Source organism: Halovivax sp. (assembly GCA_007119345.1).
Lineage (GTDB): Archaea > Halobacteriota > Halobacteria > Halobacteriales > Natrialbaceae > Halovivax.
In genome coordinates, this window is sequence record SKPV01000204.1 from 1 (window position 1) to 22,040 (window position 22,040).

Sequence of the window (22,040 nt, forward strand, 5' to 3'; positions counted from 1 at the left end):
CCCGCCCACACCGGCGAGTACGAGCTGGCGGACGCGATCACGCGACTGATCGAGCGGGGCGAGCGCGTCGACGTCGCGGAACTCGGGGGCGAGCGGGTGAACGTGAACGAACCGGCGGACCTGGCGCGAGCCGCACGGATCGTCGACGGCTGACCGTATCGTCGACGGCTGACTCAGTACGAGCGCACGCGAAGGTTCGGAACCCGTTCGAAGACGGAATCCCCGGCCACTAGCGTTTGCCCGTGTTCGATCGCCGTCGCAGCGATCAGACAGTCGTTGAATCCGAATCGGGAACCGTCCTCGATCAGTCGAGCCTGGATCTCTCCGGCGCGACGCGCACACGACCGGTCGATATCGAACCAGAGCAGCGACTCGAGGAGGTCCTCGGATCGTCTGTACTCGGCGGCCGAACCGAGATCGGATCCGATCCAGAGTTCCGCGGCGGTTACGGGTGAGACGCCGTGGCGTTCGTTCCGTGCGTCTACTTCCTCCATCAGCTTCCGCGCAGCGTCCGCACCGTCGAGGACGTCGATGAGGATCGCCGTGTCGAGGCAAGTCATCAGTCTCGAAGCCGTTCGAGGCGGCCGTCGTTTCGCCGACGACTCTCAGCGATCGCTTCTCGAGCGTTCGTGGCGGTATCGTCGGACCACGCGCCCCAGAACTCCGACAGTTCTCGCCGTCCGAGCAGCCGATCGATGGCTTCGCCGAAACTTTCGTCCGCTCGGCGTTCCTCCCGGAGTTTTTCGTACACGTCGTCCGGTATCGAGATGTTCTTGCTGCCCATACGTTACTGTGTGTGCTGTGTGTAAATATCCTGTCGTCGCGTTTGGCCATCGCAGCTGCGCGAACCGCACCAACTCACCACTCGACTGCTCGTCCTGAGTCGCTCCCGAACGCCTTTGTCGGTCGCCGGTGCCAGAGGCCGATATGCAGACCGTCGTGCTCGCGGCCGGCCGGGGAACGCGCATGCGGCCGCTGACCGACCGTCGTCCGAAGCCGATGCTGCCGGTGGCAGATCGACCGCTCGTCGCTCACACCGTCGGCGCGGCCGTCGAGGCCGGCGCCGATCGGATCGTGCTCGTTGTCGGCTACGAGTCCGACCCCCTCCGGGAGTACTTCGGGCGCGAGTACCGGGGCGTCCCGGTGGAGTACGCCGTCCAGGAGGAACGGGCCGGCACCGCCGACGCCGTGCGCGCCGGCGCGCACCTCCTCGAGGACGAGCCGTTCGCGGTGCTCAACGGCGACGCCCTCTTCGATCAGGCCGGGCTGGACGAGCTCTACGCCGACGGTCCGGCGGTCGCCAGCGTCCGCGTCGACGACCCGACCCAGTACGGCGTGCTCGACGTCGATCGCGGCTCCGTTTCCGGGATCGTCGAGAAACCGGCCGATCCGCCCTCGGACCTGATCAACGCGGGCGCGTACTGCTTCCCCGCCGAGGCTCGCCGGTGGCTCGACGTGCCGGAGAGCGAACGGGGCGAACGCGAGCTCACGGACGTCCTCGAGCGGACGATCGATCGCGCCGACGTCCGCCCGGTCCCGCTCTCGCGCTGGCTCGACGTCGGCCGACCGTGGGAACTCCTCGAGGCGAACGAATGGAAGGTGGCCGAGGTGGCCGAGCGCACGCCGACTCGCGCGGGCGAGGTGAGCGAGGACGCCACCCTTCGAGGCCCGGTCGCCGTCGAGGACGGTGCCGAGGTCCGCGAGGGCGTCACCCTCGAGGGGCCGGTTCTCGTCCGGTCGGGCGCGACCGTCGGTCCGAACGCCTACGTGCGGGGCGCGTCGCTGATCGGTCCCGACGCGAACGTCGGTCACGCCGTCGAGATCAAGAACAGCGTCCTCATGCGCGAGGCCGCCGTCAACCACCTCTCGTACGTCGGCGACTCGATCCTCGGACGCGACTCGAACTTCGGCGCCGGAACGGTCGTCGCCAACCTCAGGCACGACGACGAACCCGTGAAACTCACCGTGAAGGGCGAGCGGGTTTCCACCGGCCGGCGGAAGCTGGGCGTGGTCGTCGCCGACGGCGTCAAGACCGGCATCGACACCAATCTCAACGCCGGGGTCTCCCTCTCCACGGGGGCCACGACCGCACCCGGCGAGTCGGTGACCCGGGACCGGTAAGCGTCGTCGGCCGATCTCGCGGTCGCCCCAGCTCGACGCCGTTCGTTCCTCCTGACGGTGTCGGCTCAACTCGACGCCGTCGGTCCATTCCGAACGCGCTCCGAGGGGACGCACTCGCTCTCAGCGAGTGCCGGAGACCCCAACGCTTTCCATCCCCCCGCTGGCAGTGTGGCGCATGTCTCTGTTCGGAACGAGCGGCGTCCGCGGGCCCGTCGGCGAGACCGTGACGGCCGAGCTCGCGCTGTCGGTCGGTCGCGCCGTCGGCTCGGCCGCAGCGCGCGTCGTGGTCGGCCGGGACGTCCGCGAGAGCGGCGCGGTGCTCGAGTCGGCCGTCCACGCGGGCGTTCGCGAGTGCGGCGCGGACGTCGTCGACGTGGGCGTCGCCTCGACGCCGACGATCGCGCGGAGCGTCGGGTGGCGCGGTGCGGACGCGGGAATCGCGATCACGGCCTCGCACAACCCGCCGGAAGACAACGGCCTCAAGCTGTGGTCGGCGAGCGGGCGGGCGTTCGACCGCGACCGACTCGCGGCGGTCGAGCGCCGAATCGAGCGCGGGGAGTACGAACTCGCCGCCTGGAACGAGATCGGCTCCTACGAATCCTGGTCCGAAGCGACGGATCGCCACGTCGCTGCCCTCGCCGGTGCGGTCGACGTTCCGGGGGAGCCCGCGGTCGTGATCGACGTCGGGAGCGGGACCGGCGTGGTGACGGCCCGCGCCCTCCGCGAGCTGGGATGTCGCGTGGAGACGCTCAACGCCGACCCCGACGGCGCGTTCCCGGCGCGGCCGAGCGAGCCCACCGCCGACAACTGCGAGACGCTCGTCACCCTCGTCGCCGCGACGGACGCCGATCTCGGGATCGCCCACGACGGCGACGCGGACCGGATGCTCGCGGTCGCGGAGGACGGCGCGGTCGTGGGCGGCGATACGTTGCTGGCGCTGTTCGGACGGGACGCCGCGCGCGTTGGGTCCAACGCCTCGGGTGCGGCGAGGTCCAACGCCTCGGGTGCGGCGAGCGGCGACGACGCGAGCGAGGCCCACCGGGGTCCGGAATCCGCGCGTGAAGCACGTGAGGAAACTGCGCGCGACCGAGCCGCGTCCGACGGGGGCGAGCCGGCCGTCGCCGCGCCCGTCAACACCAGCCTCGCCGTCGACGACGCGCTGGCCGAGGTCGGCGCGACCGTCACCCGAACCCGCGTCGGCGACGGCTTCGTGGCCGCCCGAGCCGCGGAGCCGGACGTCGTCTTCGGCGGCGAGCCCAGCGGCGCGTGGATATGGCCGGAGGAAACGCGGTGTCCGGACGGGCCGCTCGCGGCCTGCCGGCTCGCCGCGCTGGTCGCCCGCGAGGGGCCGCTATCCGAACTGGTCGACGGGGTGCCGTCGTATCCGATCCGTCGAACGTCGATCGAGGTCGAACCGGCCGAGAAGGCCGCGATCGTCGATCGGGTCGCCGCGGCGGTCGCCGACGGTGCCGGGCCGGATTCGGTCGAAGCGGTCGACGACCGGGACGGCCTCCGCGTCGACCTCGGCGACGCCTGGTACCTGATCCGGGCGAGCGGGACCCAGCCGCTGGTGCGAGTGACCGCCGAGGCGCGGAACCCGGAGCGGGCCGACGTCGTGTTCGAGGCGGCCGGGGAGCTCGTCGCGGACGTCGCGTGAACGCGACCGGACGCACCGGTCAGGCAGGCGGTCCGAGTCGAAACGGCAGTTCGGGGCACGTCGGTAGTCCGGGTCGGGACGGCAGTTCGGGTCAGGGCGGCGGTTTTGGTCACGGCTGCAGTCTTGGTCAGGACGGCAGTTCTGGGCACGTCGGTAGTCCGGGTCAGGACGGCAGTTCTGGGCACGTCGGTAGTCCGGGTCAGGACGGCGGTTCTGGGCACATCGGTAGTCCGGGTCGGGACGGCAGTTCGGGTCACGCCACACCCCGGCAACCGGACGCCGGTGTCGTCGGTACGGAAACCATTCGCTGTCGGGAACGTCGGTTACGGCCCGGGTGAGACAATGTCGCGTTAGCGGCGAGGGGATCCCCGAAAGGATATAGCAGTCGGCGTGAGAGGAAAGCGGTATGCAAGCCGTCGTGCTCGCCGCGGGGAAGGGAACGCGCCTCGAGCCGCTCACGGAGGACAAGCCGAAAGCGCTGGTCGAGGTAAACGGGAAGCCGATCATCGAGGACGTGTTCGACAACCTCCTGGCGATCGGCGCGACCGAGCTGATCGTCGTCGTCGGCCACCTGAAAGAGCAGATCATCGAACGCTACGACGACGAGTATCGCGGCGTCCCCATCACCTACGCCCACCAGCGCAAGCAGCTGGGGCTGGCTCACGCGATCCTTCAGGCGGAGCCCCACGTCGACGACGATTTCGTCCTCATGCTGGGCGACAACGTCTTCCGGGCCAACCTCGGGGACGTCCTCAACCGCCAGCAGGAAGATCGCGCCGACGCGGCGTTCCTCGTCGAGGAAGTCCCGTGGGACGAGGCGTCGCGATACGGGGTGCTCGACACCAACGAGTACGGCGAAGTGGTCGAGGTCATGGAAAAGCCCGACGACCCGCCGTCGAACCTCGTGATGACCGGTTTCTACACGTTCACGCCGGCGATCTTCCACGCCTGTCACCTCGTCCAGCCCTCCGCCCGCGGCGAGTACGAGCTTCCGGACGCGATCGACCTGCTGATCCAGTCCGGTCGCACGATCGACGCCCTCCGGATGGACGGCTGGCGGATCGACGTCGGCTACCCCGAGGATCGTGACCGCGCCGAGGAGCGGATTCGCGAGGAAGCCGAGGCGGTCCAGCCGGCGGAATAGCGTCCGTACTCCGGTTCATCCGGTATTGCGGTGTCCTGACGCCGACGAGACTTTTGCGTATGGGTGCCCGTACGTGCGGGGTAGCAAGAACATCGCCATCTCCGACGACGTTTACGAGCACCTCAAGCGCGAAAAAGGCGACCGTAGCTTCGGCGAGGAGATCGAGGATCGACTGGAATCCGGGGACCGAATCGACGACGTGGTCGGCACGGGAGCGCTCGATCTCGAGACGCAGGACGAGGTCTCCTCGGAGACCGAGCGGATGAGTCGCGGCCCCCTCTCGCGAATGGACGATGGAACTCTGTGGTACGTCAGTTCTCGTCGACGTCGATCGGGGCACGAGGGAGGTGACGCGGCGCGCCGTAAAACTCGATGACGAGGGACGGCACGCGGTCAGTGTGGTTACGGTCACCGAGGTACGCCGCGGCGTCAACGAACGATGCGAGGCCGAAGACGATCGCCGCCGCGCGTCGGAGGCGCTCGATCGATCGCTCGCCCGATTCGATGTCCTCGCCGTGTCGCGTCCGGTTGCCGTCGCCGCCGCCGAGGTGATTTCTTCGCTCGAGCGGCGTGGCGCTCCATCGCACGATCTCCACGACGTCTACATCGGGGCTACGGCGAGAGTCGAATAATCGCCGGTCCTGACGGCGAACGCGAGTCACTTCGACCGGATCGACGGCATCGACGTCGTCGATTGGACGGGATACTGACGAGGCGAGTCGCGGCTTCGACCGTCGTCGATAATTGCGAGGAACGTATCCGTATCGAACTCTGGCGACGACGAACGCGGTGCAGACCCAAAAGCGACAAACCCCCCCGCGTCGTCCGCTCTCCCATGCACGTCTCCATCGTCGGCAGCGGCTACGTCGGCACCACCGTGGCCGCCTGCCTCGCGGACCTCGGGCACGACGTCGTCAACATCGACATCGACGAGGACATCGTGGCGTCGATCGAAGCCGGCCGGCCCCCCATCCACGAACCTGGCCTCGCCGAACTGATCGACGAACACGCCGGGAACCGACTCCGCGCGACGACCGACTACGACGCCGTCCGGGAGACCGACCTCACGCTGCTCTGTCTGCCGACGCCGCAGGCCGACGACGGGAGTCTCGACCTCGCCCCCATGCGTGCCGCGAGCGAGTCCCTGGGGGACGCTCTCGCCGGGAAATCCGACGATCACCTCGTCGTCGTCAAGAGCACGGTACTCCCGGGAACGACGGCGGACGTCGTCGGCGAGATCGTCGCCGAGCGCGCCGGCACGCCCGTGGGCGACGGTCTCGAGCTGGCGATGAATCCGGAGTTCCTCCGGATGGGCAGCGCCGTCGCGGACTTCCGCGAGCCCGACAAGGTGGTCGTGGGCGCCACGAGCGAGTCGGCGGCCGGCCTCCTCCGGGACCTCTACGCGCCGATCCTCGAACGCGAGGGCACGGACTACGTCGAGACCGACGTCCGCTCGGCCGAACTCATCAAGTACGCGAACAACGCGTTCCTGGCCGCGAAGATATCGCTCGTCAACGAGCTCGGCAACGTGGCCAAGGCGTACGACGCCGACGCGTACGAGGTGCTCGAGGCCGTCGGCCTCGACGACCGGATCTCGGAGCGGTTCATGCGCTCGGGACTCGGCTGGGGCGGTTCGTGCTTCCCGAAGGACGTGAACGCGCTCCGAGCGGGTGCGCGCGAACAGGGGTACGATCCCGCCCTGCTGGACGCGGTCGTCGAGGTCAACGACGCCCAGCCGCGGCGACTGGTCTCGCTGCTCGGCGACCACGTCGCTCTCGAGGGGGCGCGGGTCGCCGTCCTCGGCCTCTCGTTCAAGCCCCACACCGACGACGTCCGGAAGTCGCGAGCCCTGGAAGTGATCGACGAGCTGTGCGACCGGGGTGCGACGGTCGTGGCCTACGACCCGGTCGCGATCGACAACGTCCGCGAGCAGTACCCGGAGATCGAGTACGCGGACTCCCCAGCGGCCGCACTCGACGGCGCCGAGTGCGCGGTGGTCGCCACCGACTGGCCGGCGTTCGACGACCTTCCGGTCGAGAAGATGGCGAGGAAGGTCCTCGTCGACGGCCGACGAGTCGACGTCGATCGCGGCGCGTTCGACGTCTACGAGGGGCTCACCTGGTAGCCTCACCGGCGGGCAGTCGGTGCGATGCCCTCACTGGCGGGTACTCGATGCGACGCCCTCGCCGGCGGGTACTCAATGCGACGCCCTCACTGGCGGGTACTCGATGCGACGCCCTCACTGGCGGGTACTCGATGCGACGCCCTCGCCGGCAGGTATCTCCCGGGGCCTTCGGTCGCGACCGCCGGTTTCCATCGATACGCATTCCTGGTCCTCATTCTTCCAGGGATTCGCGAATGCGGCCGGTAGTAGTACACTTTTATCCGGCGGTCGACTACCGAGGATTCATGCCCGCCGAGTCACCGGCGGAACCGGCCGCCGTCGAGACCCCCGCGTCGGTTCACCGCCTCGAGTTCGACGTCCCGTGGCCGCCCCGCCGCGTCGCCGCGTACCTGCTGGACGGTCCGCAGCCGATCCTCGTCGACGCCGGCCCGCCTGGTGACGACGCCGAAGCGGCGCTCGAGGAGCAACTCGCCGCGGTCGGCCTCGCCCTCGACGATATCGAACACGTGGTCCTCACACACCCCCACGTCGACCACGTCGGACTGGTTCCCGCGCTGCGCGGCGCCGGTGCCGAGATTCACGCGGCCGGCGAGGAGCTCGACCAGCTTCGGCGCGACGAGGCGGCGCTCGAGGCGAGCGCCCGCGAGGTCGGCCGCGGTGCGGGATTGACGGGCGAGGAGCTGTCGGAGGCGGTCGAGCGGGCCGTCGAGTCGCTCCGGCGGAACCGCGGACTCGTGGCGCCCGACGAGACGACGCCGATCGCCGGTTCCGGCCCCGTGGACGTCGGCGATCGACGGTTCGAGGCGATCCACGCGCCCGGTCACCAGTGCTATCACACCTGCCTGGAGACGACCGTGGACGGCCGGCGACTCCTGTTCTCCGGCGACGCGCTCATCGAGAGTTTTCGCCCCGGCCTCCTCCACGTCGGCCTCGACCGCGGGGCGTACGAGGCCGTCGACGCATTCCGCGACGGGCTCGATCGGCTCGGCGAGTCCGATGCCGGGCTCGCGCTCCCCGGCCACGGCCCGGTGTTCGCCGACGTGAGCGGCGTCGTCGAGTGGACCCGGAACGAACTCGACCGGCTCGTGGCCGAGACACGGGCCGGGGTCGACGCGGTCGGTCCGGCCACGCCGCTCGCGATCACGACCGAGCGAGTCGGCCACCAGCGTCACCCGATCCAGCTGCTGGACACGCTGGGTGCGCTCGGGACGCTCGAATCCGACGGGGCGGTCGAGAAGTCGATGGAGGACGGCGTCCGGTACTACCGGCGGTCGTCGTAACCGTTCGACGACCGTCGTCGAGTGGCGGGAGGATCGAGCGCTACTCGAGACCTTCGGCGGTTTCGAGGATGTCGTCGATCAGCTCCACTTCTCGGGTGAGCGTCTCGTCGCCGACCGCGTCCATCTCGTCCGCGAGGTGTTTTCTGAGGGCCCGGAACCGCTCGTCGTAGGGTTCCGAAACCGAGAGCGGGTGCGACTGGAGCTCCCACTCGCTCGCCGTCTCCGTTACCGGGGGCTCGATCGGGTCGTCCGCGTCGACGTCCCGGTCGGCGGGGTCGATCTCGTCCCGGGCCGCGTCCTCCCCGGCGGCCGCGCGCTCGTGGACCGACCACCGCTTCAGGAGGTCGCCGTAGCGAGCGAGGAGCGTGGCTTTGCGAACGGCGTCGTTTCCGTACACTTCGTCGCCGGGCGGGAACGAGACGGTCTCCGTCGACGACTCGGACTCGCCGTACCGCGTCTCCCAGCTGGCTTCGAGCTCCAGGTCTTCGGCGGCGGCCGCGTCCACCTGCACGAGCACGACCCCACCTTTCGCCTCGCCGTCCTCGCGGGGCGACGGGAAGAGGGTGTGGACGTGCATGAGCTCCCCGTCCGCCGAATCGTCCGCGCCCGACCCGTACACCCGGACGATCTCGGCATCCTCGGCGTGCAGTTCCAGCGAGAGGTCGTACACCAGCGGCGTGACCATGTACTCGAACTGCTCGTCCATCCGGCGTTCGAACTCGGACTCGGTGTAGACGCTGTAGTAGTTCGCGCCCTTGACGGACGTGAGCTGGTCGATCAGGTCCGCGTTGAAGTCGACGCCGATGCCGACCACCGAGGTGTGGTGGTCCGACTCGGCGTTCGCCTCGAGGCTGGAGCGGAGCTCGTCGGCGTCGGTCTCGCCCCAGTTGATCTGGGCGTCGGTGAGCATGATCGAACGGGTCTCGTACTCGTCCTGGCGGAGGTCGTCGTACTCGTCGACCAGGTCCTCGGCGGCCGCCATCGCCGCCGAGATGTTCGTGCCGCCGCCCGCCTGCACGTCCTCCCGGATGTGTCCGCGGATGGCGTCCATGTCGGTCGTCTCGACCGCCCGGAGCGGCTTGGCGACGTGGGCTTCGCTCTCGAACAGGACGATCCCGAGTCGATCTTCGGGTCGTAGGTGACGGGTCAGCGTGACGAGGGCTTCCTTCGCGACCTCCATCTTCGGCCGGTCGTTCTCCTCCTCGAGCTCCTGCTTGTTGCCGTGCTCGTCGTAGTAGTATCGACCGCCGTACTGGCCGTAATAGTAGTCGTCGAAGCTGGCACTCATGGACCCGGAGACGTCGAGGACGACCACGAGGTTCAGCGGCGGGCGCTCGAATTCGGACTGGGCGAGTCCGGAGTCGAGTCCCACGGAGAGGTACCGCTCGCGGTCACCGGAGAGCGGATCGGGCGACGTGGCGGGCGTGTAGGTCGGACAGAACAGCGAGTCGCAGGACCCGTCGCCGCCGGTGTCGAAGTAGTACTCGTGGAACAACCCCTCGTAGGCGATCGTCTCGGGGATGGGAAGGTACCCCTCGGCGACGTTCCGCCGGAACGTAGAGACGTCGGCGGCGCCGCCGGCCGCGAGGCCGATCGCTTCGTCGCTCTCGGCCGCCATCGCCGCGTCGTCCGCGACGTCCGCGACGTCCTCGTCGACCGCTCCGTCGGTGCCGCCGAATTGGACGGGGGGTGCGAACGAGCCGCCGTCGTCCCCGTCCGGTTCGTACTGCCAGTCGTCGACGAGTTCGTCGTCGCTCGATCGGTCGGGTCGCGGGACGCTCGTGCAGCCGGCGAGGAGCGTCGCACCGGCCGAAACCGTCAGGAAGTGTCGTCTGGAGGGCGTCATCGGTACAAACACTCTCGTCGGACGGGTAAACGGTATTCCAAGCTCAAATACGCGTTTCAGCGTCCGCCGTCGGGCGAGGCGTGGTGACTCCGACTCGCGGACGTCGCCGATCCGCGCACGTCACCGACTCGGGGACGTCGCCGATCCGCGCACGTCACCGACTCGGGAACGCCACCGATTTGCCCACGTCACCGACTCGGGGACGCCACGCTCGCCCGAAACCTCACCGCTAAGTGTGCGCGACCCAGAAACCGTGGTAATGAACGGCAACCGCATCGGTCGACTCTTTCAGGTGACCACGTTCGGCGAGAGCCACGGGGCGGCGATGGGGTGTACCGTCTCCGGCTGTCCCGCCGGCCTCGAACTCTCCGAGGAGGACATCCAGGCGGACCTCGACCGACGGAAACCCGGCCAGTCGATGATCACGACGAGCCGCGGGGAACCCGACGCGGTCTCGATCGAGTCGGGGATCCAGGACGGCTACACCACCGGCACGCCGATCGGGATGGTCATCCGGAACAAGGACGCCCGGTCGGGAAAGTACGAGCCCTTCATCACCGCGCCCCGACCGAGCCACGGCGATTTCACGTACTCGGCGAAGTTCGGCACGCGAAACTGGGGCGGCGGCGGTCGTTCCTCCGCACGCGAGACGGTCAACTGGGTCGCGGCCGGCGCGATCGCGAAGAAGCTGATAGCGCGCGAGGGGATCGAACTCAAAGCTCACGTCAACCAGATCGGCGATATCGAGGCGCCGGAGGTGAGCTTCGAGGAGATGCTCGAGCACAGCGAGGAGAACGACGTCCGCTGTGGGCACCCCGAGACGGCCGAGCGGATGCAGGAACTGATCGAGACCTACCAGAACGAGGGCGACTCTATCGGCGGCAGCATCTACTTCGAGGCTCGCGGGGTCCCCGTCGGCCTCGGCGCGCCCCGGTTCGACTCCCTCTCGGCGCGGCTCGGCCGCGCGATGATGGCGATTCCCGCGAGCACGGCGTTCGAGTTCGGCCTCGGTCGCGAGGCGCGCGAGTATGCGGGGACGGAGCGAAACGACGACTGGGAGTTCGATTCCGACGGCGATCCGACGCCGGTCGAAAACGACCACGGCGGTATCCAGGGCGGGATCAGTTCCGGCGAACCGATCTACGGCCAGGTGACCCTCCACGCGCCTACGTCGATCCCGGTCGAACAGCAGACGGTCGACTGGGAGACCGGCGAGGTGGTGGACGACGCCCAGGTCATCGGCCGACACGACCCCGTGCTGCCGCCCCGGGGCGTTCCCGTGGTCGAGGCGATGCTCGCGCTCACGCTCGTCGACTTCATGCTGCTCGCCGGGCGGATCAACCCCGACCGGGTGGACGGCCGACCGGGCGAGTACGACACGGACTACCACCCGAGCAACCCGCGAAGCGAGTGACGAACTCGAGAGTCCGGTGGGTTCAAACCGGGCGATCGGCTTCGCTTCCGAGCGACGCCGTTCGACGACGACTCCTCCGTTCCCGAACGCTTCGGGAGCCGGTCGGCCGAGTCGGGGACCGACCGTACGCCCTCGACGAGGAGAATCGGAGAGTTACGGGACGCCGAGGGCGGGCGGGGAGTCGAAACTGAACGGCGAGTCGGACGCGGATGGGATCGGTATTGGGCGGCGATGTGAACGCGGATAGGATCGGAATTGGGCGACGAATCGGAAGCGCGCGGAGCGAATTCGGTCGTCGGCGGGGACGGGGTACCGCCCGTCGAGCGGCTTCGGCGGGGTTCCTCGACGCGTCACTCGACGGTCTCGATGGCCTGACGGACGTCCGCGTCGGTCGCCTCGTCCGGGGAGTGAAGCGGGGTGATTCCGGCGACCGTCTCCGCCCGCAGGTCGCCGTGTACGTCGAGCGTCAGATCGCGGGCCGGTTCCGGCCACGGGCGGGGGAGCGTGGATTCGGGGAGCGCCGGCAGTGCCCCTCGCAACCCCTCGGTCGCGTCGAGGTCGTCTTCGCGTCCGCGGTCCGCCCGCACTGCGGACGTTCCGTCGGCGACGCCCGAACCCGGTTCGTCCGCACCGTCGTGCTTGGAGGGCGATTCGCGGGTGTCGGAGGGTGACGGTGTCGCGTGCTTCATCGTCGTCCGATCGTTCCCGTCGAGGGTGTATATAAACCGGAGTCGCTTCGTTCCAATTTGTGATAGCTCACGATGAGCGTCGATTTTCGCCCTCCCGGACATCATTTTACGGACGTTTTACGAGCGCCTCAGCGGGTCCGAGAGGTTTTATCGAAGCGCGAGGTGAGATTTCAGCGATGGTGACTCTCACCGGTTCCGACACTGTCAACGGGGCGCACGGCACCGCGGCAATCGGTGCCCGGCTGACGGACCGCAACCCTCGCCAGATCCGCTTCAACCACTCGTTGAAGGGGAGACCGGCGGCTTCGTCGACTTCGCTCTTTTCGGGGCTCGCAAGGGACGGGCGATCGCAGCGGGAATCGCCGACCGGCCCTGCGCGTTTCCACGATTCGGGCGTCCGAAGCGTTCTCGTGGGCGTCCTGGTGGACGTGACGTTCCGCCCGTCTGATCGATGTTCCGTTCGGCGAATCGATGTTCCGCCCGTCTGATCGATGTTCCGCCCGGCGGATGTCACTCCGGGGTGGTGGCGGGGGGACGACAAACGGGCGGGTGAACGCCTCCCGTAGCCGTCGGGGCCCAGTCTCCGGTCGGCTCGAGCGAGACGCTGACGGGCGTTTCGTTTCACTCCACCGATCGGTGCGATACGGGATCCCTCCCTCAATCGGGATGATAAATCGAGATCCTTCACGATAATTGCATGCTAACCGATAGCAAAGGCTTTAGGCGCAGTATCGCAAAATTCTCGTACGGCGCGTTAACATAGCCACTCTTTAAACTATGAGCAACGACGAACTCATCTGGCGAATCGCGGGTGGATCCGGCGACGGGATCGACTCGACGAGCCAGAACTTCGCGAAGGCGCTGATGCGCTCGGGACTGCACGTGTTCACTCACCGCCACTATCCGTCCAGGATCCGCGGTGGCCACACGTACGTGGAGATCCGGGCGTCGGACCGGGCGGTACGATCGCGCGGCGACGGCTACAACTTCCTCCTCGCGCTGGGCGATTCCTTCGCCCGGAACCCGAAGGAGGAGGCCTACTACGGAAACGAGGAGATCAAGCCGCTCTCGGAGAACCTGGACGACCTCCGGGAGGGCGGGATCATCGTCTACGACGAGGGCCTGCTCAGCGAGGAGGACGTCGCCGACCTCGACCTCGAGGCTCGCGCCGAGGAGAACGGCTGGCACGTCTACCCCGTCGACCTCCGCGCGCTCGCCAAGGAACACGGTCGCGAGGTCATGCGAAACACGGCCGGCGTCGGCGTCACCGCGGCGCTGATCGGGATGGACCTGGCCCACATCGAGGATCTGATGGAGGACGCGATGTCCGGCGAGGTCCTCGAGGCGAACCTGGAGATCCTCCACGACGCTCACGAGATGGTCGAGTCGGAGTTCGACCAGACACACGACCTCCAGGTGCCGACCGGCGAGCACGAGACCGAGCAGGCGCTCCTGTCGGGGTCGAACGCGATCGCCTACGCCGCCATCGACGCCGGTTGCCGGTTCATCGCCGGCTACCCGATGACGCCGTGGACGGACGTGTTCACGATCCTCAGCCAGAACTTCCCCGACATGGGCGGGCTCGCCGAGCAGGTCGAAGACGAGATCGCGGCGGCGGCGCTCGCCCTCGGCGCGAGCCACGCCGGCGCGAAGGCGATGTCCGGCTCGTCCGGCGGCGGCTTCGCGCTGATGTCCGAACCGCTCGGGCTGGCGGAGATGACCGAGACGCCGCTCGTCCTGCTGGAGTCGATGCGCGCCGGCCCCTCGACGGGGATGCCGACCAAACCCGAACAGGGCGACCTGGAGTTCGTCCTCTACACGAGCCAGGGCGACTCCTCGCGGGTCGTCTTCGCGCCGGGCAACGTCGAGGAAGCCTACGAACAGACCCGCCTCGCGTTCGAGATCGCCTACGACTACCAGATCCCGACGATCCTCATCTACGATCAGAAGCTCTCGGGCGAGAACACGAACGTCGACGTCGAGTTCTTCGACCGCGAACCCGCGCCCGACCTGGGCTCGACGCTCACGGAGGAAGAGCTGAAAGAGGCCGCCCACGACGCCTCCGGCAAGTTCGAGCGGTTCGGCTACGACGACAATGAGCGCGGGGTCAGCCCGCGCTCGCTGCCGGGGCAGAAGGGCGGGCGGTACCTCGCCACGGGTAACGAGCACAGCCCGGTCGGCCACATCAGCGAGGATCCGGACAACCGGGTCTTCCAGATGGACCGCCGGCTGGAGAAACTCGAGCACATCCGCGAGGACCTCGATGAGGGCGAGACGAACCAGACCTACTTCGGTCCCGAGGAAGCAGACTACGGCATCATCACCTGGGGGTCCACCCAGGGCGCCGTACGCGAGGCCGTCGAGCGCCTGAACGACGCGGGCCACTCCGTGAGGGGGGTCGGCGTCTCGGACATGATGCCGTTCCCCGAGGCCGAACTGGTCGAGTTCATCGAGAGCGTCGACGAGGCGATGGTCGTCGAGATGAACGCCACCGCACAGTTCCGCGGGCTGATCCAGAAGGAGCTCGGTCGCTACGGCGACAAGCTCACCAGCCTGCTGAAGTACAACGGCAACCCGTTCGAACCCGCCGAGATCGTCGAGGGCTACGAGATCAACCTCGAGGGCGGCGAGGTCGAACCCGCCGCACAGGTGCGGATCGAACCCGCTGCAGGTGACTGACCATGAGTGCATTCAACGCGATCGGTGAGGACCGAGAGATCGACCGAGACGAGTACACCCCCGGCGTCGAGCCCCAGCCGACCTGGTGTCCGGGCTGCGGCGACTTCGGGGTCCTGAAGGCGCTGAAACAGGCGCTTCCCGAGGTCGGCCGCACCCCCGAGGAGGTGCTGTGTGTCACCGGGATCGGCTGTTCCGGCAAGCTGAACAGCTACCTCGACACGTACGGCTTCCACACCATCCACGGCCGCTCGTTGCCCGTCGCCCGGGCGGCGAAGCTGGCGAACCCCGGCCTCGAGGTCATCGCCGCCGGCGGCGACGGCGACGGCTACGGGATCGGGGGCAACCACTTCATCCACAGCGCCCGCGAGAACCACGATATCACCTACATCGTGTTCAACAACGAGGTCTTCGGCCTCACCAAGGGCCAGACCTCCCCGACGAGCCCGAAGGGCCACAAGTCCAAGACCCAGCCCTCCGGGAGCGCGAAGTCGCCGCTCCGGCCGCTGTCGATGGCGCTCACCGCGGGCGCCAGCTACGTCGCCCGCACCGCCGCGGTCAACCCGAACCAGGCCAAGGAGATCCTCGTCGAGGCGATGGAACACGACGGCTTCGCCCACATCGACTTCCTCACCCAGTGTCCGACCTGGAACAAGGACGCCCGCCAGTACGTCCCCTACGTCGACGTCCAGGAGTCCGACGACTACGACTTCGACATCACGGACCGCCGCGAGGCCGCCGAACTGATGTACGAGACCGAGAGCGCCCTCTACGAGGGAACGGTCCTCACCGGCCGCTACTACGTCGCCGAGGATCGCCCGTCCTACGAGGAGGAAAAGCGCGCCGTCGGCGAGATGCCCGAGGATCCCATCGCCGGTCGGTACTTCGACGACGACGAGGAGTGGGCCCGCAGCTACGACCTGCTGGACCGGCACAAGTGAGCTGATCGTCCGCGATCGATCGCGAGGGTAGCCCGTCTCCCGCCGCCGACTCCGGCTCCCGTTTTTCAGGTTCTTCGGTTCGACATCGTCGTTCGGTCGCGACGCCGCCTCGGAGTTGGAGCGGAGCGCCGATACGGCCAGTCCGGCGTGGCGCCGTCACTGCCACTTCGGCGTGGCGCCGTCACTGCCACCTCGGCGTGGCGCCGTCACTGCCACTTCGGCGTGGCGCCGTCACTGCCACCTCGGCGTAGCGCCGTCACTGCCACTTCGGCGTAGCGCCGTCACTGCCACCTCGGCGTAGCGCCGTCACTGCCACCTCGGCGTACCGCCGTCACTGCCACCTCGGCGTACCGTCGACATGGCCGGTCCGGCGGTGCGTCGACGCCGCCGGTTCGGTCCAGCCCCGTCACCGCCAGTCCGCGTCGTTCGTCGGCGTCCACCCGCGCGCGAACAGCTTCGTGAGCCAGCTGCAGACCAGCAGGACGACCAACAGGAGCCCCAGCAGGCCGGGTTCGAATCCGAAGAGCATCTCTCGCACGCCGTGAGCGAGCGTCACCGCGCCCATGAACAGGGCGACGGCCCCGACGCGCCGGGAGACGAGCGCGGCGTCGACGTCGCGGGACTCCTCGAAGTCCGAGTGCAGGTCGGCCCGCCCGCGGAACGCGATGAGATATCCCAGTCCAAGCATGCAGAGCCCGCCGAGCGCCCAGACGCCGCCGCTGAGCCAGTGCACCTCGACCATCGATCGGAATCGGTCGGGCAGTCGAATAAGACTCACGATGCTGGAACGTCGGTCGGTCGGTCGCTGCTGGAACGTCGGTCGGTCGCCGGAGCCGGGGCCCGAGGAACGCCGCTCGCGGCTGACCGACGCAAGCGGTCGACGCGTCGCGATCGGATCGTTCGACGGGGATTTCCGTCTCGGGAGGGTCGGTTACCGATTCAAAAGATATTTTTCCGTCCGAGCAAAACGAATCGTCATGAGTAGCCGGTCGACGCGAGATCGTATCCTGTCCGTGCTCGAAGAGGATGCGCAAGCGTCGTACGCCGAGATCGCCGAACGGGCCGACGTCTCGAAGCCGACGGTCCGAAAGTACATCGACCAGCTCGAAGACGACGGGGTGATCGTCGGCTACTCGGCCGACGTCAACCCGAAGAAGCTCTCGAGTCAGACGATCGCCCTGGTGGGTATCGAGGTCGCGAGCGAAGCGTACGTCGGGGCCATTTCCGACCTGAAGGCGCTCGAGGAGATCGAGGTCCTCTACAGCTCGAGCGGGGACCACATGCTGATGGCCGAGGTCCGCGCGCCGGACGGCGACGCGCTCGGGACGATCATCAGCGAGGACATCCTCGGGATCGAGGGCGTGACCGAGGCGCACCCCACCTTTCTACAAGAACGGCTGAAGTGAGGCCCGGCGCGCTCGATTCCCCGACCCCCGGTGCGCCCCCGACGTTTGGCCGTTCGCCCCCCGTATTTTGCCGTTCGCCCCCGACGTTTTGCCGCTCGCGCCCGTACGGTCGAGCGTGACGCCTACCGACGACTCGACGACCACCGTCGAGCGGACGACCCGGATCGACGCCCCGCTCGAGGACGTGTGGTCCTTTCACGCTGACGCTTCCGGACTGGAGCGCCTGACCCCGTCCTGGATCGGCCTGCGCCTCGAATCCGCCGTCGACGCCGACGGCTCGTCCGGTCGAGCCGAGCTGCGTTCGGGGACCGAACTCGTCTACTCGGTTCGTCCCTTCGGAATCGGCCCGCGCCGCTACGTCAGGGCGCGCATCGTCGATCGGTGGCGGACGGACGAACGGGCCGGGTTTCGGGACGAGCTGGCCGACGGCCCGCTGGAGCACTGGGAACACGAGCACGCGTTCGTCGCCGACGGCGACGGGACGTTCCTGTCCGACCGGGTGTCGTTCGCGTTGCCGGGCGGTCGCGCCGGCGCGGCGGTCGCACCGGCGGCGAAGCTGGGACTCGCCGTCGCCTTTCGGGACCGTCACCGGCGGACGAAGGCGTTGCTCGAGCGATAACCGCCCGATGTCGGCGTGCCTTCACCGATCCGTTCTCCCGCCGGATCCCGTGACCGTCGCCGTTCGATCCAGACGGACTTTTGGGCGTCCAGCCGCTATCTCGGCTATGACCCACCACGAGCGTCGAGGGCGTACGCGGCGGTCCCTGTTCGGAACCGCCGCCTGCGCGACGGCACTCCTCCTCGCGGGCTGTCAGAGCGGCGGGGACGACGCCTCTGGGAGCGACGACGGTGACGACGCTCCTGCCGACGTCGACGCCTCCTCGTACGCCATCGACGATCACCCGATCGACGAACCGGTCGAATTCGGGGACGAGCACGCGTGTCCGATCTGTAATATGCGGGTCGAGCGGTACGGAAGCTGGCGCGCCCAGCTCGCTCACGAGGACGGAACCGGCCTCTTTTTCGACACCCCGGGGTGTTGCGTCGCCTACGTGGCCGGCGCCGACGCGGCCGGGGCGTCCGACGAACCGATCGAGACCGTCTGGATGACCGATTTCGAGACGCGGAATCTCTTCGAGGCGAGCGAGGGGTACCTCGTACGCGAGACCGACCTGGGTCGCCAGGACTTCCCGATGGGCGGCAGTCCGATCCCGTTCGAAGACCGCGCCGACGCCGAGGCGTACGTCGAGGAGTACGACGACCTCTCCGAGGACGAGATCGTCACGCTGGACGACGTCGATCGCGAGTTCGCCGAGTTCTACCGGGGTAATCGGGTCCCCGAGGAGTGATCGGCGCCGACGACGGACGAGGGTGCGACTGCCGGCGTCGAAAGCGTTTGGAACCCCCGGTGCGATCGAACGTGACGTGACCGGGTACACGGACGTTCGGGTGACGCCGCTGGCCGCGCTCGCGTTCGCCGTCTTCGCGGCGAGCACGAGCGCGATCCTCGTCCGCTGGAGCGTCGCCCCGAGCTCGGTGGCCGCCTTCTACCGCGTGCTGTTCACCACGCTGCTCGTCGCGCCGGTCGCCCTCGTCTATCACCGCGAGGAGTTCGGCCGCCTCTCGCCGCGGGACCGCTGGTCGGCGATCCTCGCTGGCGTGGCGCTCGCCGTCCACTTCGCGACCTGGTTCGAGAGCCTGAATCACACGAGCGTGGCCGCGAGCGTGACGCTCGTCCAGACCCAGCCGATCTTCGTGGCGATCGGCGCGGCGCTCCTGCTCGGCGAGCGGGTCACCCGGACGACGGTCGCCGGCATCGCGGTCGCGATCTGTGGCGCCGCCGCGATGTCGTTCGGGGACGCCGGCCAGGCGCCGCTGTCCGACGCCACCGCGTTCGGGAACGCCCTCGCGCTGGTCGGGGCGCTGATGCTGGCCGGCTACGTCCTCGCCGGCCGATCGATCCGCCAGCGAGTTTCGTTGTTCCCCTACGTCACGGTCGTCTACGCGGCCTGCAGCGTGACGCTGCTGGTCGTCGTCGGCGTTCAGGGGCACGCCTACGCGGCCTACCCGGCCCGCGAGTGGGCGCTCTTCCTCGCGATGGCGCTGCTCCCGGGAATCCTCGGCCACACGATCATCAACTGGGTCCTCGAGCACCTGGAGTCGGTGGTGGTGAGCGTGGCCTGGCTGGGCGAGCCCGTCGGGGCGACGCTGCTCGCGCTGGTGTTGCTCGCCGAGGTTCCCGACGCGATCACCGTCGTCGGCGGGCTCGTCGTCCTGTCGGGGATCTACGTGACGACGGTCGAGCGCGAGCGACGCGATTCCGAGGTCGACGGGCCGTCACCGGAGCCCCCGACCGACTGAGACGCGCCGGCCTGCGGGTGCGCTGCGGATCGGTATCGCGCTGGCCACGGTCGAGGTATACCATCCGCTGGAACGGTGCGGATCACTGCGACGGTGCGGATCACTTCGGCGCCGATGAATGGGGTCGGGTCGACCGTTCGATGGGGGTGTTGCCGCCGACGGTTCAATCTTGCAGCTGGTCCTGGAGCTGGTTTTTTGCCTCCGTGCGGCGCTTCTGGGAGAACCGGGGCTCACCCTCGCTGAAATCGACCTCGATCTCGTCCAGGGTTCGCCGGTAGATGTTCGTCCGACGCCCCTCCTCGGAGAGCGTCCGCCCCTCGCACTCGAGGAGGCCGGCTTCGACGAGTTCTTCGATGCGACGATAACAGGTCGCGATCGGAATCTCGATGTCCTCGCTCAGCGCCTGCGCCGACTTCGGCGTCCCGGCCGCACACAGGATCTCCGCGCTGTACTTGCTTCCGAGTGCGGACAGCAGCGCGTCCGGGTCCTCCTGCTGACCTGTCCAACCACCACGTGCCATCGATGTACAGGGATTTCTAATTATCAAGGTTGAATCTTGTGGTTGCCTTGACCGTCATTTTTATAGGAAACTGGCCGATTTAGTCGGCGTGGAAACACGTTAACGCGCAGTGAGGTGGTCCGGCGCCGCGCAGGGATCCGGCGAACGACGCGCAGTGAGGCGGTCCGGCGCCGCGCAGGGATCCACGGGCGATCACGTCGAAAACCGCTACCGGTGGGCTGGGTGCCCGGACGGTCCGAGCTCGACCGTCAGTCGCCGTCCCCGCAATCGCGGACGAGCCCCCGAAAGTTCGACAGGACCCGGGACGCGCCGACGTCGTCGTATTCGTACTCGGTCTCGGTCCAGCCGAAATCCGTCGCGATCCGGTCGGCGACGTCGGCCGTGAACTCGGGGTGAAACTGAACCGTCCAGAGCGGGGCCGTCCGGTGTCGCGTACCGAAGTGCGGGGAGTGTGGCGCGGCGGCGATGACGTCGAGGTTCGCGGCCGGCTCGCGGACGACGTCACCGTGGACGGCGGGAACCACCGGAGCCACGCCGTCGAAGAGGGGGTCGTCGGCGAACTCGACCTCGACGAGCCGGTGGGTCGTGCCCACGTGTTCGACCCGGCCGCCGAGGGCGGCGTTGGCCAGCTGGTGGCCGAAACAGACGCCGAGCGTCGGTACGCGCCGCTCGAGCAGGTCGCGAACCAGGTCCGCCGCTTCGTCGATCCAGGGTTCGTCGTCGACCTCGTAGACGCCCGCGGTGCTCCCCGATAGGACGACGCCGTCGACGCCGTCGAGGTCCGGCCGCTCGCCCGCCGGGAAGTCGATCGTCCGCCGGTTGGGGAAGTAACCGGCGAGCGCCTCCGCGTGGTAGGCGTACCGCGGGTCCACCTCGTTGTGGACGACGGCGATGGTCGGCTCGCTCATCGGTCGAACGCTGGCGCCCCAGGGAGATAGCCCTGGCGAGACCACCGGGGGCGAGAAGGCCATCGCGGGCGAGAGGGATATGAGGGTCGCGCTCGAAGCCGTTCGTATGGAGGTAGCGCTCGTGACCGTGGGCGACGAACTGCTCGCCGGTCGGACGACGAACACGAACGCGACGTGGCTCTGCGAGCGCCTGGCCGGGCGCGGCGCGTTCGTTCGGCGGGTCACGACGGTCCCCGATCGCGTCGGCGACATCGCACAGGTCGTCAACGAGTACCGGGCCGCCTACGACCGGGTGATCGTCACCGGCGGATTGGGACCCACCCACGACGACGTCACGATGGCGGGCGTCGCCGCGGCCTTCGGCCGGACGGTCGAAGAGCACCCGGAGGCGCTGGCCTGGCTCACCGAGGAGGGCGGCTACGCCCGCTCGGAGCTCACGGCGGGGACGGCGGACCTGCCGCGCGGGGCCCGGCCGTTGCACAACGAGGTCGGCGTCGCACCCGGCGCCGTGGTCGAGACGGTCTACGTCCTCCCCGGCGTCCCGGCCGAGATGAAGGGGATGTTCGAGACCGTCGCCGACGAGTTCACCGGGACGCCGAACGCGGAGGCGGTCGTCGTCGCCGACGAACCGGAGAGCGCGCTGCTCGGTCGGATCGACGCGGTCAGGGAGCGCTTCGACGTCGGCGTCGGGAGCTACCCGGGCGGATCGGTGCGCCTGATCCTCGACGGCGAGGACGAGTCCGAGGTCGAACGGGCGGCCTCCTGGCTGCGTGCGCGCGTCGATGCGCCCGGGGAGTCGCCCGAGGAGTGAATGCATCCTCGCCTCCGGGAGTGACCGCGTCGCCGCCCGGGACGCCGTCGTCTCGACCGAGGGTGCGTCAGCGGTAGAGGTAGAACAGCCAGGCCGCGGTGATCAGCAGACTGATCAGCAGGAGGCCCCAGCCGGTGATCG

The 22,040-nt window shown here is 68.6% G+C and carries 22 protein-coding genes; 15 read left to right on the forward strand and 7 right to left on the reverse strand.

The window, feature by feature from the left end; all coding sequences use genetic code 11:
• Nucleotides 1-173: 173 nt before the first annotated feature.
• Nucleotides 174-560 (reverse strand): PIN domain-containing protein, encoded by a 387-nt coding sequence (locus QZT59_RS13920; RefSeq protein ID WP_290817604.1) that lies wholly within the window; start codon nucleotides 558-560, stop codon nucleotides 174-176.
• Nucleotides 560-784 carry an antitoxin VapB family protein gene (locus tag QZT59_RS19235; RefSeq protein ID WP_394348660.1) on the reverse strand — a complete coding sequence of 75 codons (225 nt, stop codon included), beginning with the start codon at nucleotides 782-784 and terminating at the stop codon, nucleotides 560-562. The genes QZT59_RS13920 and QZT59_RS19235 overlap by 1 nt, the downstream gene beginning before the upstream one ends.
• A gap of 143 nt (nucleotides 785-927) precedes the next feature.
• On the opposite strand from QZT59_RS19235, the gene glmU reads away from it, so the two are divergent.
• The 7 genes from glmU (at nucleotide 928) to QZT59_RS13955 (ending at nucleotide 8,327) form a co-directional block, all read left to right on the forward strand.
• Entirely contained in the window at nucleotides 928-2,121 is a 1,194-nt protein-coding gene (glmU, locus tag QZT59_RS13925; protein WP_290817607.1) for a bifunctional sugar-1-phosphate nucleotidylyltransferase/acetyltransferase, read from the forward strand.
• A gap of 175 nt (nucleotides 2,122-2,296) precedes the next feature.
• Nucleotides 2,297-3,778 (forward strand): phosphopentomutase/phosphoglucosamine mutase, encoded by a 1,482-nt coding sequence (locus QZT59_RS13930; RefSeq protein ID WP_394348661.1) that lies wholly within the window; start codon nucleotides 2,297-2,299, stop codon nucleotides 3,776-3,778.
• Between the two features lie 406 nt (nucleotides 3,779-4,184).
• The gene (gene aglF / locus QZT59_RS13935) at nucleotides 4,185-4,922 is read left to right on the forward strand and encodes a UTP--glucose-1-phosphate uridylyltransferase AglF (RefSeq protein ID WP_290817610.1); all 738 of its coding nucleotides are present in this window, start codon (nucleotides 4,185-4,187) and stop codon (nucleotides 4,920-4,922) included.
• Between the two features lie 73 nt (nucleotides 4,923-4,995).
• Entirely contained in the window at nucleotides 4,996-5,298 is a 303-nt protein-coding gene (locus QZT59_RS13940) for an antitoxin VapB family protein (protein ID WP_290817613.1), read from the forward strand.
• Nucleotides 5,270-5,554 (forward strand): type II toxin-antitoxin system VapC family toxin, encoded by a 285-nt coding sequence (locus QZT59_RS13945; protein WP_290817616.1) that lies wholly within the window; start codon nucleotides 5,270-5,272, stop codon nucleotides 5,552-5,554. Before QZT59_RS13940 ends, QZT59_RS13945 begins: the two co-directional genes overlap by 29 nt.
• 203 nt (nucleotides 5,555-5,757) lie before the next feature.
• Nucleotides 5,758-7,047: a UDP-glucose 6-dehydrogenase AglM gene (aglM, locus tag QZT59_RS13950; RefSeq protein ID WP_290817619.1), complete on the forward strand. Its 1,290-nt coding sequence runs from the start codon at nucleotides 5,758-5,760 to the stop codon at nucleotides 7,045-7,047.
• 284 nt (nucleotides 7,048-7,331) lie between these two features.
• Nucleotides 7,332-8,327 (forward strand): MBL fold metallo-hydrolase, encoded by a 996-nt coding sequence (locus tag QZT59_RS13955; RefSeq protein ID WP_290817622.1) that lies wholly within the window; start codon nucleotides 7,332-7,334, stop codon nucleotides 8,325-8,327.
• A 40-nt stretch (nucleotides 8,328-8,367) separates the two neighbouring features.
• On the opposite strand, the gene QZT59_RS13960 is transcribed toward QZT59_RS13955, so the two are convergent.
• A complete protein-coding gene (locus QZT59_RS13960) occupies nucleotides 8,368-10,173 on the reverse strand; it encodes a VWA domain-containing protein (RefSeq protein ID WP_290817625.1) in 1,806 nt (601 codons plus the stop codon).
• Between the two features lie 259 nt (nucleotides 10,174-10,432).
• Between QZT59_RS13960 and aroC the strand changes: the two genes are divergently transcribed.
• Nucleotides 10,433-11,587, forward strand: coding sequence for a chorismate synthase (gene aroC, locus QZT59_RS13965; RefSeq protein ID WP_290817628.1), 1,155 nt, complete (start codon nucleotides 10,433-10,435; stop codon nucleotides 11,585-11,587).
• A gap of 350 nt (nucleotides 11,588-11,937) precedes the next feature.
• On the opposite strand, the gene QZT59_RS13970 is transcribed toward aroC, so the two are convergent.
• Nucleotides 11,938-12,276, reverse strand: coding sequence for a hypothetical protein (locus QZT59_RS13970; protein WP_290817631.1), 339 nt, complete (start codon nucleotides 12,274-12,276; stop codon nucleotides 11,938-11,940).
• Between the two features lie 777 nt (nucleotides 12,277-13,053).
• On the opposite strand from QZT59_RS13970, the gene QZT59_RS13975 reads away from it, so the two are divergent.
• Both QZT59_RS13975 and QZT59_RS13980 read left to right on the forward strand, forming a co-directional pair.
• On the forward strand, nucleotides 13,054-14,955 hold the full coding sequence (locus tag QZT59_RS13975; RefSeq protein ID WP_290817634.1) for a 2-oxoacid:acceptor oxidoreductase subunit alpha: 1,902 nt from the start codon (nucleotides 13,054-13,056) through the stop codon (nucleotides 14,953-14,955).
• A gap of 2 nt (nucleotides 14,956-14,957) precedes the next feature.
• A complete protein-coding gene (locus QZT59_RS13980; RefSeq protein WP_290817637.1) occupies nucleotides 14,958-15,893 on the forward strand; it encodes a thiamine pyrophosphate-dependent enzyme in 936 nt (311 codons plus the stop codon).
• A gap of 406 nt (nucleotides 15,894-16,299) precedes the next feature.
• Here QZT59_RS13980 and QZT59_RS13985 read toward each other — a convergent pair whose 3' ends face one another.
• Nucleotides 16,300-16,635 (reverse strand): hypothetical protein, encoded by a 336-nt coding sequence (locus tag QZT59_RS13985; protein WP_290817639.1) that lies wholly within the window; start codon nucleotides 16,633-16,635, stop codon nucleotides 16,300-16,302.
• A gap of 235 nt (nucleotides 16,636-16,870) precedes the next feature.
• Between QZT59_RS13985 and lrpA1 the strand changes: the two genes are divergently transcribed.
• The 4 genes from lrpA1 (at nucleotide 16,871) to QZT59_RS14005 (ending at nucleotide 19,660) form a co-directional block, all read left to right on the forward strand.
• A complete protein-coding gene (lrpA1, locus tag QZT59_RS13990; RefSeq protein ID WP_290817642.1) occupies nucleotides 16,871-17,299 on the forward strand; it encodes an HTH-type transcriptional regulator LrpA1 in 429 nt (142 codons plus the stop codon).
• Nucleotides 17,300-17,414: 115 nt separating this feature from the next.
• On the forward strand, nucleotides 17,415-17,918 hold the full coding sequence (locus QZT59_RS13995; RefSeq protein WP_290817645.1) for an SRPBCC family protein: 504 nt from the start codon (nucleotides 17,415-17,417) through the stop codon (nucleotides 17,916-17,918).
• Between the two features lie 106 nt (nucleotides 17,919-18,024).
• The gene (locus QZT59_RS14000; protein WP_290817648.1) at nucleotides 18,025-18,648 is read left to right on the forward strand and encodes a nitrous oxide reductase accessory protein NosL; all 624 of its coding nucleotides are present in this window, start codon (nucleotides 18,025-18,027) and stop codon (nucleotides 18,646-18,648) included.
• A gap of 76 nt (nucleotides 18,649-18,724) precedes the next feature.
• The gene (locus QZT59_RS14005) at nucleotides 18,725-19,660 is read left to right on the forward strand and encodes a DMT family transporter (RefSeq protein ID WP_290817651.1); all 936 of its coding nucleotides are present in this window, start codon (nucleotides 18,725-18,727) and stop codon (nucleotides 19,658-19,660) included.
• A 163-nt stretch (nucleotides 19,661-19,823) separates the two neighbouring features.
• Here QZT59_RS14005 and QZT59_RS14010 read toward each other — a convergent pair whose 3' ends face one another.
• The gene (locus tag QZT59_RS14010) at nucleotides 19,824-20,180 is read right to left on the reverse strand and encodes a helix-turn-helix domain-containing protein (protein ID WP_290817654.1); all 357 of its coding nucleotides are present in this window, start codon (nucleotides 20,178-20,180) and stop codon (nucleotides 19,824-19,826) included.
• 248 nt (nucleotides 20,181-20,428) lie between these two features.
• The gene (locus tag QZT59_RS14015) at nucleotides 20,429-21,088 is read right to left on the reverse strand and encodes a type 1 glutamine amidotransferase (protein ID WP_290817656.1); all 660 of its coding nucleotides are present in this window, start codon (nucleotides 21,086-21,088) and stop codon (nucleotides 20,429-20,431) included.
• A gap of 106 nt (nucleotides 21,089-21,194) precedes the next feature.
• Here QZT59_RS14015 and QZT59_RS14020 point away from each other — a divergent pair, with 106 nt between their 5' ends.
• Nucleotides 21,195-21,899: a competence/damage-inducible protein A gene (locus QZT59_RS14020; protein WP_290817659.1), complete on the forward strand. Its 705-nt coding sequence runs from the start codon at nucleotides 21,195-21,197 to the stop codon at nucleotides 21,897-21,899.
• The last annotated feature ends 141 nt before the right edge of the window (nucleotides 21,900-22,040 follow it).

Coding starts and splice junctions, on each gene's coding strand:
- QZT59_RS13920 (WP_290817604.1), bottom strand. CDS start 560: ATGACTTGCCTCGACACGGCGATCCTCATCGACGTCCTCGACGGTGCG.
- QZT59_RS19235 (WP_394348660.1), bottom strand. CDS start 784: ATGGGCAGCAAGAACATCTCGATACCGGACGACGTGTACGAAAAACTC.
- glmU (WP_290817607.1), top strand. CDS start 928: ATGCAGACCGTCGTGCTCGCGGCCGGCCGGGGAACGCGCATGCGGCCG.
- QZT59_RS13930 (WP_394348661.1), top strand. CDS start 2,297: ATGTCTCTGTTCGGAACGAGCGGCGTCCGCGGGCCCGTCGGCGAGACC.
- aglF (WP_290817610.1), top strand. CDS start 4,185: ATGCAAGCCGTCGTGCTCGCCGCGGGGAAGGGAACGCGCCTCGAGCCG.
- aglM (WP_290817619.1), top strand. CDS start 5,758: ATGCACGTCTCCATCGTCGGCAGCGGCTACGTCGGCACCACCGTGGCC.
- QZT59_RS13955 (WP_290817622.1), top strand. CDS start 7,332: ATGCCCGCCGAGTCACCGGCGGAACCGGCCGCCGTCGAGACCCCCGCG.
- QZT59_RS13960 (WP_290817625.1), bottom strand. CDS start 10,173: ATGACGCCCTCCAGACGACACTTCCTGACGGTTTCGGCCGGTGCGACG.
- aroC (WP_290817628.1), top strand. CDS start 10,433: ATGAACGGCAACCGCATCGGTCGACTCTTTCAGGTGACCACGTTCGGC.
- QZT59_RS13970 (WP_290817631.1), bottom strand. CDS start 12,276: ATGAAGCACGCGACACCGTCACCCTCCGACACCCGCGAATCGCCCTCC.
- QZT59_RS13975 (WP_290817634.1), top strand. CDS start 13,054: ATGAGCAACGACGAACTCATCTGGCGAATCGCGGGTGGATCCGGCGAC.
- QZT59_RS13980 (WP_290817637.1), top strand. CDS start 14,958: ATGAGTGCATTCAACGCGATCGGTGAGGACCGAGAGATCGACCGAGAC.
- QZT59_RS13985 (WP_290817639.1), bottom strand. CDS start 16,635: ATGGTCGAGGTGCACTGGCTCAGCGGCGGCGTCTGGGCGCTCGGCGGG.
- lrpA1 (WP_290817642.1), top strand. CDS start 16,871: ATGAGTAGCCGGTCGACGCGAGATCGTATCCTGTCCGTGCTCGAAGAG.
- QZT59_RS14000 (WP_290817648.1), top strand. CDS start 18,025: ATGACCCACCACGAGCGTCGAGGGCGTACGCGGCGGTCCCTGTTCGGA.
- QZT59_RS14010 (WP_290817654.1), bottom strand. CDS start 20,180: ATGGCACGTGGTGGTTGGACAGGTCAGCAGGAGGACCCGGACGCGCTG.
- QZT59_RS14015 (WP_290817656.1), bottom strand. CDS start 21,088: ATGAGCGAGCCGACCATCGCCGTCGTCCACAACGAGGTGGACCCGCGG.
- QZT59_RS14020 (WP_290817659.1), top strand. CDS start 21,195: ATGGAGGTAGCGCTCGTGACCGTGGGCGACGAACTGCTCGCCGGTCGG.